Source organism: Bradyrhizobium tropiciagri, from assembly GCF_001189845.1.
GTDB classification, from domain to species: domain Bacteria; phylum Pseudomonadota; class Alphaproteobacteria; order Rhizobiales; family Xanthobacteraceae; genus Bradyrhizobium; species Bradyrhizobium tropiciagri.
Map to the genome: position 1 here is coordinate 1 of NZ_LFLZ01000088.1, position 14,082 is coordinate 14,082.

Here is a 14,082-nt window from a genome sequence, read left to right on the forward strand (position 1 = left end):
TTTACGGGGAGAGGTCGACCGCGCAACGCGCGGGCGGGTGAGCAGCCGCAAGCGATGATCGAGCAAGTGGAGAAACCCCTCACCCCAACCCTCTCCCCGCAAGAGCGGGGCGAGGGGGTGGAAACAGCGCCGCAAGCCGGCAAGAAGAACTGATGGTTCGATGAATCAAAACCTGCCCAATTCCTTCCGCAGCGGTCCCGACGAGCGCGGGCATTTCGGCATTTTCGGCGGACGCTTCGTCGCCGAAACGCTGATGCCGCTGATCCTCGATCTCGAAAAGGCCTATGCCGACGCCAAGGCCGATCCGGCGTTCCAGGCCGAGATGAATGTCTATCTGAAGGACTATGTGGGCCGGCCCTCGCCGCTCTATTTCGCCGAACGGCTCACCGAGCATCTCGGCGGCGCCAAGATCTACCTGAAGCGCGAGGAGCTCAACCACACCGGTTCGCACAAGGTCAACAACGTGCTCGGCCAGATCATGGTCGCGCGCCGCATGGGCAAGAAGCGCATCATCGCCGAGACCGGCGCCGGCCAGCATGGCGTGGCGACGGCGACGCTGTGCGCGCGGTTCGGGCTCGAATGCGTGGTCTATATGGGCGCTGTCGACGTCGAGCGGCAGCAGCCGAACGTGATCCGCATGGAGATGCTGGGCGCAAGGTGATCCCGGTGCAATCAGGCGCGCGCACGCTGAAGGACGCGATGAACGATGCGCTGCGCGATTGGGTCACCAACGTGCATAACACCTTCTATTGCATCGGCACGGTGGCGGGCCCGCACCCCTATCCGATGATGGTGCGCGACTTCCAGTCGATCATCGGTCACGAGACCCGCAAGCAGATGCAGGAGGCCGAGGGCCGCCTGCCGGATTCGCTGATTGCCTGTATCGGCGGCGGCTCCAATGCGATGGGCCTGTTCCATCCGTTCCTCGACGATCCCTCGGTCGAGATCTTCGGTGTCGAGGCGGCTGGTCACGGCCTGACGCAGCTGCATGCCGCCTCGCTCGCCGGCGGGCGCCCCGGCGTGCTGCACGGCAACCGCACCTATCTTCTGATGGACGCCGACGGCCAGATCGAGGAAGCGCATTCGATCTCGGCGGGCCTCGATTATCCCGGCATCGGCCCCGAGCACGCCTGGCTGCACGAGACCGGCCGCGTGAAATATCTCTCGGCGACCGACGAGGAAGCGCTGGCCGCATTCCAGCTGCTGTCGCGGCTGGAGGGCATCATCCCCGCGCTGGAATCCGCGCATGCGATCGCGAAATTGTCCGAACTCGCGCCGCAGCGGCCGAGGGATCACCTGATGGTGGTCAACCTCTCGGGCCGTGGCGACAAGGACGTTCCGCAGGTCGGCGACATCTTGAAGGCGAGGCAGAAGTGACGGGCTGGGCACCCCTTCCTTACCTCTCCCCGTCGGGGAGAGGTCGGCTGCGCAGCAGCCGGGTGAGGGGTCTCTCCACTCATTCGAACCGCAGCGATGTTTCGATCATCTCGAGCACACCCTCGAGATTCTCATACACATCGGTGTTGGTAACCCGCACGACGAGAAAGCCGCAAGCTTCGAGGACTTTGGTCCTGGCCTCGTCGCGTATCAGTTCTGATGACGTCGAATGTGTTGCGCCGTCGACTTCGACGATCAGTTTGCCGTCGAGCGTGACGAAATCGACGACGTATCGGTCAATCGGGTGCTGGCGACGGAATTTCCATCGCGCTAGCCTGCGATTGCGCAGCACCTGCCAAAGCTTTGCCTCGGCGTTTGTCTGTGACGCACGGAGGCTTCGCGCTCTTGCTTTGAACCGCTCCATCCCCCTCACCCGGCTGCTACGCAGCGACCTCTCCCCGGAGGGGAGAGGTATAGCACAGCGACTGTCCAACCATGACCACCCGTATCGATGCACGTTTCGCCGAGCTGAAGCAGCAGGGCCGCTCCGCTTTCGTCACCTTCGTGATGGCCGGCGACCCCGATGCCAAGACCTCGCTCGACATCCTCAAGGCACTGCCCAAGGCCGGCGCCGACGTCATCGAGATCGGCATGCCCTTCACTGATCCGATGGCCGACGGCCCGTCGATCCAGGCGGCCGGCCTGCGCGCGCTCAAGGGCGGCATGACCTTGCGCAAGACGCTGGCGATGGTCCGCGACTTCCGCAAGGAGGACAACGCCACGCCGATCGTGCTGATGGGCTACTACAATCCGATCTACATCTACGGCGTCGACAGCTTCCTGGCCGATGCCAAGACCGCCGGCGTCGATGGCCTGATCATCGTCGACCTGCCGCCGGAGGAAGACACCGAGCTCTGCATCCCCGCGATGAAAGCCGGGCTGAACTTCATCCGGCTGGCAACGCCGACCACCGACGACAAGCGCCTGCCGGCGGTGCTCGCGAACACCTCGGGCTTTGTCTACTACGTCTCGATCACCGGCATCACCGGCGCTGCGACGGCCGATTCGAACGCTGTTGCGGAAGCGGTCGCCCGCATCAAGCGGCACACCAAGCTGCCGGTCTGCGTCGGCTTCGGCATTCGCACCCCGGAGACCGCGCGCGCGATCGCCGAAAACGCCAACGGCGCCGTGGTCGGCACCGCGATCGTCGACGTGGTGCGCGCCAACCTCGATGCCGAGGGCCGCGCCACGCCGAAGACCGTGAGCGCGGTGGCGGACCTGGTGTCGGCGCTGGCGCAGGGGGTCCGGGGCGCCAAGCAGGCCGCTGAATAAGCCACATTTTGCGGCAACAAGGCCGCAAACGGCGGCTTGCCGGGTTCGCCCGGCCCGCCATATATCCAGCTGGTGCGGGACCGACCCGCATTTCGGAGCGAACCATGAACTGGCTCACCAACGTCGTCCGGCCGAAGATCCGCAACATCCTGCGGCGCGAGACGCCGGAGAATCTCTGGATCAAGTGTCCGGATTCCGGGCAGCTCGTGTTCTACAAGGACGTCGAGGCCAACCAGTTCGTGATCCCCGGCTCGAACTACCACATGCGCATGGGCGCGGTGGCGCGGCTGAAGTCGATCTTCGACAACGAGACCTGGTTCGACGTCGCGCTGCCCGAGGTGACGCCCGATCCGCTGAAATTCCGCGACGAGCGCAAATATGTCGACCGCATCAAGGATGCGCGCACCAAGACCGGGCTGAACGACGCGGTCAAGGTCGGCTACGGCAAGCTCGAGGGCGCCGGCGTCGTGGTCGCGGTGCAGGATTTCGATTTCATGGGCGGCTCGCTCGGCATGGCCGCCGGTGAAGCGATGGTGCGCGGGCTCGAGCTCGCGGTCGAGAAGAAGTCGCCCTTCATCGTGTTCGCCGCGTCCGGCGGCGCGCGGATGCAGGAAGGCATCCTGTCGCTGATGCAGATGCCGCGCACCACGGTCGGCGTGCAGATGCTGCGCGAGGCACGGCAGCCCTACATCGTCGTGCTGACCAACCCGACCACCGGCGGCGTCACCGCCTCCTATGCGATGCTCGGCGACGTCCAGATCGCCGAGCCCGGTGCGCTGATCGGTTTTGCCGGCGCGCGTGTGATCGAGCAGACCATCCGCGAGAAGCTGCCGGAAGGTTTCCAGCGTGCCGAATATCTCCGCGAGCACGGCATGGTCGACATGGTCGTGCACCGCCACGACATGAAGGCAACGCTGGCCCGGTTGTGCCGCCTGTTCACCAAATCGCCGGCGCTCGAAACTGCTTCGAAGCCCGCAACGCCCGTCACCGAGCCGGCCCAGATCGTTACGGCCCCGGAGACGGTGCCGGCCGCGCCGCACGCGTGACCGCAAGCGCCGCCCCATCGCAGGCCTCGTTCGAGGCGTTGATCGCGCGGATATCGGCGCTGCATCCGAAGCGCATCGATCTCAGCCTCGATCGCATGCGTGGCCTGATGGAGCGGCTCGATCACCCTGAGCGCAAGCTGCCGCCGGTGATCCATGTCGCCGGCACCAACGGCAAGGGCTCGACCGTCGCCTATCTGCGCGCGATCCTCGAAGCCGCTGGCCTGCGCGTGCATGTCTTCACCTCGCCCTATCTGGTCCGGCTCAACGAGTGCTACCGGCTGGGTGCGGTCGGCGGCGGCAAGCTGGTTGGCGACGACGAACTGCGCGCGACCTTCGAAGATTGCGAGCGCATCAACGCCGACAATCCTATCACCATCTTCGAGATGGAAACCGCGGTCGCGTTCTGCCTGTTCGCCAAACATCCGGCCGACGTCGCGCTGCTCGAGGTTGGCCTCGGCGGCCGGCTCGATTCCACCAATGTGGTCGAGACACCGCTCGCTTCGGTGATCACGCCGGTCAGCATGGACCACATGGAATTCCTCGGCGACAATCTGACGGCGATCGCCGGCGAGAAGGCCGCGATCATCAAGCGCAAGGTGCCGGTGGTCTCAGCCGAGCAGGCGCCGGATGCGATGGCGGTGATCGAGGCGGAGGCGAACCGGTTGCGCGCGCCGCTGCATGCGGCCGGCCAGCAATGGCATGTCGGCGTCGAGCGCGGCCGGCTGGTCTATCAGGACGAGCGCGGCCTGATGGATCTCGCTGCGCCAAAACTGTTCGGCCGGCACCAGTTCGACAATGCGGGCCTCGCGATCGCGGCCCTGCGCGCGATCGACACCTTCAAGCTCAGTATCGCGGCCTATGAGGCCGGCATCGTCAATGCGGAATGGCCGGCGCGGATGCAGCGGCTGGTCTCCGGCAGCCTGGTCTGCCAGGGGCCGCAGGGCTCCGAGGTCTGGCTCGATGGCGGTCACAATGCCGAGGGTGGCCGGGTCGCGGCCGCCGCGCTCGGCGATCTCGAGGAGCGTGTGTCGCGGCCGCTGGTCGTGATCGCCGGCATGATGGCCAACAAGGATGCCAATGCCTTCCTCGCCAATTTCGCCGGACTGACGCGCCACATCATCGCTGTGCCCGTGCCCGGCCGCGACAACGGCATGGCGCCGGACAAGCTCGCCGATGCCGCGCGGGCGCTCGGCATGCGTGTCGAGATCGCGACCGGAGTCGACACTGCGTTGCAGCGGCTCGCCACGCTGGCCTACGAGGTGCCGCCACGCATCCTGATCACCGGCTCGCTGTATCTCGCCGGCCCGGTGCTTGCGGCCAACGGAACGCCTCCTGCATAACGTTGGTGTCGTAGCCCGGATGAAGCGAAGCGAAATCCGGGGCCTTCAATCCGGGGCGGAAGCCATCCCGGATTACGCTTCGCTCCATCCGGGCTACGGGAGGACGACACATCATGCGATTTGCTGCGATCGCCGATATCCACGGCAACCATCTCGCGCTCGAAGCAGTGCTCGCCGACATTCACGCGCAGGGCATTTCCGACATCGTCGATCTCGGCGACATGGTGAGCGGGCCGCTCGATGCGCGGCCGACCATCGATATGCTGATGGCGCTCGATGCCGTCCATCTGCTCGGCAATCACGACCGCTATCTGATCGATCGCCCGCACGAGAAAATGGGCTCCTGGGAGCGGCGGACCTACACGCAGCTCGAGCCTCGGCATCTCGACTGGCTGCGCACGCTGCCGGCGAATGCGGTCTATCGCGACGAGGTCTTCCTCTGCCACGCGGCGCCGCAAGATGACGAGAGCTACTGGCTCGAGACGGTGTTGGCGGGCGGTGAAGTGCTGATGTCCGCGCTTGAAGCGATCGAAGCGAGGGCATCCGGCATAACGCAATCGCTGATCCTCTGTGCGCACACGCACACCGCGCGAGCAGTAAGGCTTCGCGACGGAAGGCTGGTCGTCAATCCCGGCAGCGTCGGCTCACCCGGCTATCGCGCCGGCAAGCCGCATCCGCATGTCGTCGAGGCCGGTTCGCCCGATGCGCGCTATGCCATCCTTGAGCAGGTCGATGGTCGCTGGGACGTCACCTTCCGTCACATCCCCTACGATCACGCGGCGATGACCGCGCTGGCGCGGCACAATGGCGAGGCCGAACTCGCCTCGGCATTGGCGACCGGATGGATCAGGTAAAACAAAACGGCCGGCTCATCGCCGGCCGTCTCGCAAATCAGCTAATTCGAATCGGATCAGACCGCAGCGGTGATCCACTGCTGCAGCTTGGCCTTCGGCGCGGCGCCGACCTGACGCGACGCCATCTCGCCGCCCTTGAAGATCATCAGGGTCGGGATCGACATCACGCCATACTTCGACGCCGTCTTCGGGCTCTCGTCGACGTTGAGCTTCACGATCTTGACCTTGTCGCCCATCGCGCCGGAAATCTCATCGAGAGCGGGCGCAATCATGCGGCAGGGGCCGCACCACTCGGCCCAGAAGTCGACGACCACCGGCCCGGTCGCCTTGAGCACTTCGGCTTCGAAATCGGCGTCAGAAACCTTGCCAACGGCCATGTGAGTACCTCGTTCGGTTGGGACAAAAGGGCGCGGTGGAGAATCGCGCCCGGGAGCATGGGGCAAACGTATGAACGCCCCCTTGCCGGGTCAAGCTCGCTCACGCCGACATGAACTTATGCCAGCCCGGCGTCCAGCGCGGAGGCGGAAATCTCCATCATTTCAGGGGTTTCGGTCCAGAGCAGGGCGGCGTGGATGATCCTTTGGGGATAAAGCTTCGCCAGCACCGCACGGTACAGCGCGAGCTGCCGGATATAACCCTTGGGGGCCTCGGCGGCGGTCTTCGGCGGGGCGCGGTTGGTCTTGAAATCGACGATCAGGACCTCGTTCGGCGTCACCACCAGCCGGTCGATCTGGCCCGAGACCAGCGCCTTCGGCTGGCTCGGCCGCTCCAGCCGGCCCACGATCGACACTTCGGCACGGCTGCCGGGGGCGAACACCGGCGCGAAGCGCAGATCGACGGTCAGGGCGACCACTTGCCGGGCCAGCGCCGCGCGCTCTTCCTCGCTCCAGCCATCGGCGTTACGCGCGAGATAGCCGAGCGCCGCGCCGAGCCGTCGTTCCACCGCGACGTCGGGCAGCGATTGCAGCAGGCGATGCACCAGCGTGCCGCGTTGCAGGGCGCGGGCGCGCAGCTGTATCGATTCGCCGGTGCGTATCGGATGACTGTCGTCATCGGCTGGATCGGATGGGCGCAACACGCCTGCCGCGGAGGCTTCAGGTGCGGCCGCGGTCCGAAGCCAGGACGGCAAGGTGACCGGCGTTGCCGGCGCTGACGCAGCGGCACCGGTGAGATCGGCTGCGTCGTCGGCCCGCGAATAGCGCATCACCTTGCCGGCCGGCGTCTCGATCTCTTCGAGCTTGAGCCCGGAATTGGCGAGGCCCTTGGTGATCAGATCGTACCAGGAGGATTTCCGCACCGTGTTCATGTTGCCGGGCATGCAGCCGCCGACGATCAGCCGGTCGGCGGCGCGGGTCATCGCGACATAGAGCAGGCGGCGATATTCGTCCTCGGTGTCGCCGAGCATCGCCTTGCGCGCGTCGGCGACATTGGGCGGATCCTCGGCCTTCTTGCCGGCCCACACCACGACGCCGGGCGCGTTCGGCGCGGCATTGCCTTGCGGCAGATGGATCAGCCGCAGCCGCTGGGTGTCCGACGGCGAGGTCGTGGTGTCGACCAGGAACACGACCGACGCCTCGAGGCCCTTGGCGCCGTGCACGGTCATGACGCGGACCTCGTCGCGCGAGATCTCCATGTCGCGCTTCACCTCGGTGTCGGCGGCGCGCAGCCAGGCGACAAAGCCCTGCAGCGAAGCCGGCGCCTTGCGCTCATAGCCCAGCGCAAGCTCGAGGAATTCGTCGAGCGCGTCGTTGGCCTCATGGCCGAGCCGGCGCAGGATGCGCGCGCGGCCGCCGTCGCCGCCGAGCAGCCAGGCGTAGAACGCGAACGGCGTCTCCTGGGTGAAGCGGCGCTCGCAGTCTTCGAGGCGGCGCAGCGCGGCCGAAAAACGCTCGTCGGCCGGCGCCTGCGCGGTCAATGCCTCGCGCAGCGAGCCGCGGCGCTGATATGCCAGCTTGAACAGATCGTCATCGTCGAGGCCGAACAGCGGGCTCTTCAGCGCCACCGCGAGCGCGAGATCGTCCTGCGGCAGCAGCAGCGCGTCGGCGAGGTTCATCAGGTCGATGATCGCGATGTGCTCGGTCAGCTTCAGCCGGTCGGCGCCGGCGACCGGAATGCCCGCGTGCTTCAGCGCCTGGATCACGGCGTCGAAGGCGTTGCCGCGCCGCCGCACCAGGATCAGCATGTCGCCGTAGCGCAGCGGCCGCCGCCCGCCGGCGCTGCCGGTCATGGTGCCGCTGCTGACCAGACGCTTGATCTCGGCCTGGATGCGCCGCGCCAGCTTCACCTCGGGGCTGGTCACCGAGACGCCGTCGAACGGCGCGCGCCAGCCTTCGATGTCCTGGCGGTCGTCGGCAACCGCGAGATCCCAGAGCTCGATCAGGCTCGGGCCGGCGTCAGTCATCGCATTGTGGATCGGATAGCCGTTCTCGACCGCATGGATGCTGCGGAAGATCTCCTGCTCGCGGAACACATGGTCGACCGAATGCAGGATCACCGGTCCGGAGCGGAACGAATAGGTGAAGGACACCGGATCGAATTTCAGCCCGGCCTCCTCGAACCGCCGTTTCAGCTCGCGCCGGCGGAGATCGAACTCGCGCGGCGCGGCGCCCTGGAACGAGAAGATCGACTGTTTCTCGTCGCCGACCGCGAACACCGTGCGCACCAGGCCGTCGCGCGCGCCGGCGCCGGAGGTGAATTCCGAGATGATGTGGGCGACGATATCCCACTGCCGCGGGCTGGTGTCCTGCGCCTCGTCGATCAGCACGTGATCGACGCCGCGGTCGAGCTTGTAGTGCACCCAGCCGGAGGAGACGCGGTCGAGCATATCGAGCGTCTTGTCGATCAGATCGTCATAGTCGAGCAGGCCGCGTTCCAGCTTCTCGCGCCGGTAGTGCGCAGACGCCGCGGTCGCGATGTGGATCAGCGCTTCGGTGCGGTCGCGCGTCACCACGGCGCGCCGCCGCTCGATCAGCGGACCGAGCCGGTCGATTTCGGCCTCGAACCTGTTGCCCGCGACCGAATTCTTCTTGATGAAATTGTTGGTGATGACGGACGCGCGCGGCGCGCGGTCGTCAGTCAGGAACACGCCGAGATATTCGTCGACCTGGGCCGCGCCAGTGAAGGTCAGTGCGCTCCGCAGCCGCTCGGCCTGCTTCTGATCCGCCTTGCTGCTGGTGTCGAGCAGCGTCGCCATTTCCTTCCAGCTCGACCGTGACAGGTTCGGCCCGTCGACGATCTCGCGCTCGACATCCTCGATGCGATCGTCGGCAGAAACGCCGAGCGCGGCCGACATCTGCGCGGCGGCGGCCGCGGCGTTGCCGGCGGCATCGGTCCAGGCCATGAAATGGTCGCGGCTGAGGCAGGCCTCGCGGACCACTTCCTTGAAGGTGACGTCGGCGGCATTCGCCATCGCCGTCCGCAGCGCGCGGCCGATCGGACTGTCGGGAATCCGCGACGCCTCGAGGAACACCGCGAGATTGGCGCGCTCCATCATCTCGTTCTGGTCGCGGTCGTCGAGCACGGCGAAGCGCGCCGGAACGTTGGCCTCGAACGGGAACTGTTGCAGCAGGCGGGCGCATAGCGCGTGGATGGTCTGCACCTTCAGTCCGCCGGGCGTCTCCAGTGCGCAGGCAAACAGTTTTCGTGCTTCTTTGCGGAGCTTCGAATCTGGATGCGCGATGCCCGCCTCGCGGATTGCTGCGTTGAGCGCATCGTCGTCGAGCGTCACCCAATGGCCCAATGTCGTGAACACGCGCTCCGCCATGTTCGCCGCGGCGGCCTTGGTGAAGGTGATGCAGAGGATCTTCTCCGGCGGCACGCCCGACAGCAGCAGGCGGATCACGCGCTGGACCAGCACATGCGTCTTGCCCGAGCCGGCATTGGCCGACACGAAGGTCGATGCTTTCGGATCGGACGCGCGGGCCTGCGCATCGCGCACCGCCGGCGGGATCGGACGCGGAGCCTTCACCATTCCTCGATCCCCAGGCCGCCCGCGGCGGACCATTCCTTGATGCGCGCGAGGTCGTCATAGGCGCCGTAGCGGTTCGCCCACATCGAGAGGTTCAGCGAGGTGTAGGCTTGGCTCTCGTCGTCGAAGGCGCGGATCAGGGCTTCGAGCTTGCGCCGCGCGCTGTCGGCGGCTTCATCGGGCGGCTGCGGCGTGTCGCTGGTCTTGATCTTCAGCTCCAGCGAGCGCTGCTCGCCCGGCGGGTTGTTGCCGCTCAGCCTGACATAGACGAGGTCGCCGACCGAGCGTCCGGCCGGAATATCCGCAAAGCCGCCCTCGCGCAGGATCGCGGCCTCCAGCGTCAGCTGCGGCGACAGGCCCATGCGCACCTGCTTGCCGGTCGGCGGCTGGCCGGTCTTGTAGTCGAGGATCGCAAAGCTGCCGTCGTCGCGCCGCTCGATGCGATCGGCGCGCGCGGAGAGCACGAACGTCCTGGCATCGTCGAGCGGAATGCCGATCTCGCCGCGGATCTCGGCCTTGATGGCGTCGATGCTGCCGCGCCGGGCCTGCTCCCATTCGGCAAACCACGCCGCGATACGCTGGAAGCGCGGCCACCACAGCGCACGTGCCTCCGGCCGCTCCATCAGCGGCGCAAAATGCCTGGCCCCGATATCGCGCAGCGCGCTCTTGATGTCGTCAGGCAGCGCATCGGCATAGGTTTGCGTGAATTCGCCGAGCGATTCGTGGATTGCCGAGCCGCGATCGGCCGCCGACAGCGGCATGTCGACGGGATCGAGCGGATCGAGCTTCAGGATGTAGCGCGCATAGATCGTGTAGGGATCGCGCAGCCAGTCCTCGATTGCGGTGACCGACATTTTCAGCGGCCGCGCCTCGCGCGGGGGCCGCGGCTCCGGCTGCGGCATCGGCTCGACCTTGTCGGGCCGGTCGAGTTCGGCGGCATATTGCACGTAGATTTCGCCGGCCGAGGTCGCCGCCTTCCAGCGCGCTTCGCCCGCAACCGCTTCGAGCCGGTGCAGGAATCGCGAGGCGACCGCCGGCGCGCCGCCGACCTTGGCCGCATGGGTGAGGATCACCTCGTCATGGCCGAGCAGCTGCGCGAAGTCGTGCGCCGATAGGCCGATGCGCCGTTCGGGGAGGTCGAGCCCGAGCTCATGCCGCATCGGCCGGCTCAGCCAGGGATCGATCCGCGGCGCCGGCGGCCAGACGCCCTCGACCAGGCCGCCGAGGATGACGCGATCGGATTCGGTGAGACGCGCTTCGAGCTGGCCGAAGATGTTGAGCTGCGCGCGGGCCGATTCCGGCCGACGCACCATGCGGTCGGCGAACGCGGTCTGGAACACCTCGGGATAATCTGACAGCGGCGTCATCAGCCCGCTCGGCTGCTGCCTGGCGAGCAGCTCGTCGAACGCCGACGCGAGCGACGCACCGGCGCGCTCCTCGAACACGATGGCGACGCCATTCTGATCGGCCGACAGTGCGATCAGCGCCTCGCGATGACGCGCGGCCAGCTCGGCGAAATCGTAGGGCTTTGACGACGCCATGCCTTCGAGCGGCGCCAGTGCCGCCTGCAATCTGGCGATCAGGTCCTGGGCCTGGCTGAGCTCATTGTCGCGCAGCCGGGCGCGCGGCTCCATGGCGTGCAACGACGAGGTCTCGCCGCCATGCAGCTTGACGAGCTCGGCGCGGAAGCGTGCGAAGTCGCGCGCAAGTCCGCCGGTCCCTGGTTGCGGCCGCGTGCCGCGCAGCAGCGCGATCTCCAGCACCTCGATCGCGCGCTTCAGCGCGCCATGGGCGCCGCCGAGCCGGAACAGCGGATGCTTGAGCAGCGCGAGCAATGTCGGCGGCTCCAGCCCGTTGGCTGCGGCCTCCGCGGTGAGGCGCGCGAACACGCCGGCCGGCGTTTCGATCAGTGCGTCGCCGCCGGAATCGTCGAACTCCAGCTTCCAGCGCGTCAGCGAGGCCATCACGCGGCGCGCCAGTGCACGGTCCGGCGTCACCAGCGCGGCCGATTTGCCGAGATGCCGCGCCTCGCGCATTGCGACTGCGATTGCCAGCGCCTCCATCTCCGGATTGGGCGCCTCGACCACGGTGAGATTGGTCATCCCGGCGGAAATCCGCGCCGCGATCTCGGGCCGCTCCAGCCGGTCGTGCCACTGCGCGGTCGCGGTCGAGGGACGCATCGTCTCCGACACCAGCACCTCGCGGCCGAGCGGCGTAGGCTGAGCGAGGCTCTCGACATCGCGGCGCTTGATGCCGAAGCGGTCGAGCAGCGCGTGCATCGCGAATTGCGGATGGTTCGACGAGGGCGGCGTTGTGAACCTGCCGTCGTCGCCGCGCTCGCCGCCGATCGTGTCCCAGCTCTCCTCGTCGAGATCGGTGTCGAGCCCGGGCAGCACCACGGCGCCGTTCGGCAGCTTCGCCACCGCGTGCAGGAATTTCGCGGTGGCCGGCATCGAGCCGGTCGAACCGGCGGCGATCACCGGGCCCGTGGGGTGCGCGGTCAGCCGCGCCGCCTCCGCCTCGATCAGGAGGTCGCGCCGCGCTGCCGGCTCGATCCGGCCGATCTCCTTGAGGTAGTTCGGCCACGCATCGCGCGCGATGCGCAGGAAGTCGAGCGAGTGCTGCCAGTATTTGTCGAGCTGGTCCGGCACCAGCCGGTCGAGCGCGCGCCAGTCGACGCCGCGCGTCACCATGTCGTCCATCAGCCGCGCCAGATCGCCGGCGAGCTGCAAGGTCGAGGCCGGTCCGCCGACCACCAGCGGCGCCGACACCGGCGTCTTGGCCCAGGCCGCGACCAGATGGGCCAGCGTCAGCCGGCGCTCGAGCTCGCCCAGTCTTGGCGGGATCTCCAGCGGCGCGGCGCCGCCGACATCGTCGCCCTGGTCGGCGAAGGCGAGCTCATCCTCATCGATCTCGCCGAGGGCGACGATGCGCGGCAGCACCGCGGCGTCGGAATCGAGCACATCGAGGAAGATTTCGCGCGCCAGCCGGCCGGCGCGGCGGGTCGGCAGATAGAGCGTGGCGTTGGCGAGCTTGGCCGGATCGTTGCGCGCCTCGAAACCCGCCACCAGGCGGCCGTCGACCAGTGCCGCAATGACGGTGCGCAGGAACGGCGCGGAAACGGGAACGCTGAAGACGCGCATGGGCTGCCTTGTTCGAATCAGGCGCCAATATAGGAAGCGGCGGCCGTCATTAGCCACCCCTCCGGGTTAGCCATGACAGCTCAATGTCTCAGATGGCCCGCGCAGCGATCGACGGCATCCAGGAACCAGCGCAACGCCGGATCCTGCGCGGCGCGGCTGGTATGGATCAGGTCGATTGCGAAGGCGGGGATCTCGATCGGCGGCATCACGACGGCAATGTCGGCGAGATGCGTGAAGCGCCGGGCGACGCGCTCCGCCATCGTGGCGATGAGGTCGGTGCCGGTTACCGCGAAGGGTACGGCCACCACATGCGCAAGCGTCACGGCGAGGCGCCGCTTCAACCCATGGCGCGCCAGCAGCGCGTCGATCACGCTCGGCAGGCCGTCGCCGCCGGCCGCCGAGAACAGCGCGTGCGGCAGGGTCGCATAGTCTTCCAGGCTGAGAGCCTCCGATCGGCTGGCGCGCGCGCTGTCGCGGATGCAGACGAAGCGTTCCTCGAACAGGCAGTGCCGGACGCAGCGCGGCGTCTCCGGCAGGTGGCCGCCGATCAGCGCATCGAGCTCGCCGCGCTCGAGCTTTGCGAGAGCCGCCGTCGCATCGGTCAGCGGGCGCACGGCAAGGTCGATGCCCGGCGCTTCCGCGCGCAGCAGGCGGGTCAGTTCCGGCACCAGGACGAGATCGCCATAGTCGGTCGCTGCGATGGTGATACGCCGTCGCGCGATGGCCGGATCGAAGCTCCGATCGGGCGCCAGCGCGCCCCTGATTTGCTGCAGCGCCTCTCCGATCGGGCCCGCCAGCGCCAGCGCTTTCTCGGTCGGTTGCATGCCCGCGCTGGCGCGCAGGAACAATTCGTCCGCAAACAGCGCGCGCAGCCGCCGCAGCGCGCTGCTCATCGACGGCTGGGCGAGGCCAATGCGTTCGGCCGCGCGGGTGACATGGCGCTCCTCCATCAGCGCCTCGAACGCGACCAGCAGGTTGAGATCGACGGCGGCTAAATTCATCGCAGCAATAATGGTCATAATA

At 67.3% G+C, this 14,082-nt stretch carries 9 protein-coding genes and 1 pseudogene; 5 read left to right on the forward strand and 5 right to left on the reverse strand.

Features of this window, described 5'->3' with window-relative positions:
* Nucleotides 1-160 precede the first annotated feature (160 nt).
* A pseudogene (trpB, locus tag AKN84_RS39085) lies at nucleotides 161-1,377 on the forward strand (tryptophan synthase subunit beta).
* 79 nt (nucleotides 1,378-1,456) lie between these two features.
* On the opposite strand, the gene AKN84_RS39090 reads toward trpB, so the two are convergent.
* Nucleotides 1,457-1,801 (reverse strand): endonuclease domain-containing protein, encoded by a 345-nt coding sequence (locus AKN84_RS39090; RefSeq protein WP_050425712.1) that lies wholly within the window; start codon nucleotides 1,799-1,801, stop codon nucleotides 1,457-1,459.
* 71 nt (nucleotides 1,802-1,872) lie between these two features.
* Here AKN84_RS39090 and trpA point away from each other — a divergent pair, with 71 nt between their 5' ends.
* The 4 genes from trpA to AKN84_RS39110 all read left to right on the forward strand — a co-directional run bounded on the left by trpA (nucleotide 1,873) and on the right by AKN84_RS39110 (nucleotide 5,949).
* Nucleotides 1,873-2,709, forward strand: coding sequence for a tryptophan synthase subunit alpha (gene trpA, locus AKN84_RS39095; RefSeq protein WP_050425713.1), 837 nt, complete (start codon nucleotides 1,873-1,875; stop codon nucleotides 2,707-2,709).
* Nucleotides 2,710-2,813: 104 nt separating this feature from the next.
* A complete protein-coding gene (accD, locus tag AKN84_RS39100) occupies nucleotides 2,814-3,755 on the forward strand; it encodes an acetyl-CoA carboxylase, carboxyltransferase subunit beta (RefSeq protein WP_050425714.1) in 942 nt (313 codons plus the stop codon).
* A 95-nt stretch (nucleotides 3,756-3,850) separates the two neighbouring features.
* Nucleotides 3,851-5,095 carry a bifunctional folylpolyglutamate synthase/dihydrofolate synthase gene (locus AKN84_RS39105; protein WP_244485725.1) on the forward strand — a complete coding sequence of 415 codons (1,245 nt, stop codon included), beginning with the start codon at nucleotides 3,851-3,853 and terminating at the stop codon, nucleotides 5,093-5,095.
* Nucleotides 5,096-5,208: 113 nt separating this feature from the next.
* The gene (locus AKN84_RS39110; RefSeq protein WP_050425716.1) at nucleotides 5,209-5,949 is read left to right on the forward strand and encodes a metallophosphoesterase family protein; all 741 of its coding nucleotides are present in this window, start codon (nucleotides 5,209-5,211) and stop codon (nucleotides 5,947-5,949) included.
* Between the two features lie 56 nt (nucleotides 5,950-6,005).
* On the opposite strand, the gene trxA is transcribed toward AKN84_RS39110, so the two are convergent.
* The 4 genes from trxA to AKN84_RS39130 form a co-directional block, all read right to left on the reverse strand.
* Nucleotides 6,006-6,326 carry a thioredoxin gene (gene trxA, locus AKN84_RS39115; protein WP_016847387.1) on the reverse strand — a complete coding sequence of 107 codons (321 nt, stop codon included), beginning with the start codon at nucleotides 6,324-6,326 and terminating at the stop codon, nucleotides 6,006-6,008.
* A gap of 116 nt (nucleotides 6,327-6,442) precedes the next feature.
* The gene (addA, locus tag AKN84_RS39120) at nucleotides 6,443-9,919 is read right to left on the reverse strand and encodes a double-strand break repair helicase AddA (protein ID WP_050425717.1); all 3,477 of its coding nucleotides are present in this window, start codon (nucleotides 9,917-9,919) and stop codon (nucleotides 6,443-6,445) included.
* Entirely contained in the window at nucleotides 9,913-13,059 is a 3,147-nt protein-coding gene (addB, locus tag AKN84_RS39125; protein WP_050425718.1) for a double-strand break repair protein AddB, read from the reverse strand. Before addB ends, addA begins: the two co-directional genes overlap by 7 nt.
* Before the next feature lie 80 nt (nucleotides 13,060-13,139).
* Nucleotides 13,140-14,078, reverse strand: coding sequence for a LysR family transcriptional regulator (locus tag AKN84_RS39130; RefSeq protein WP_244485723.1), 939 nt, complete (start codon nucleotides 14,076-14,078; stop codon nucleotides 13,140-13,142).
* Nucleotides 14,079-14,082: the final 4 nt, after the last annotated feature.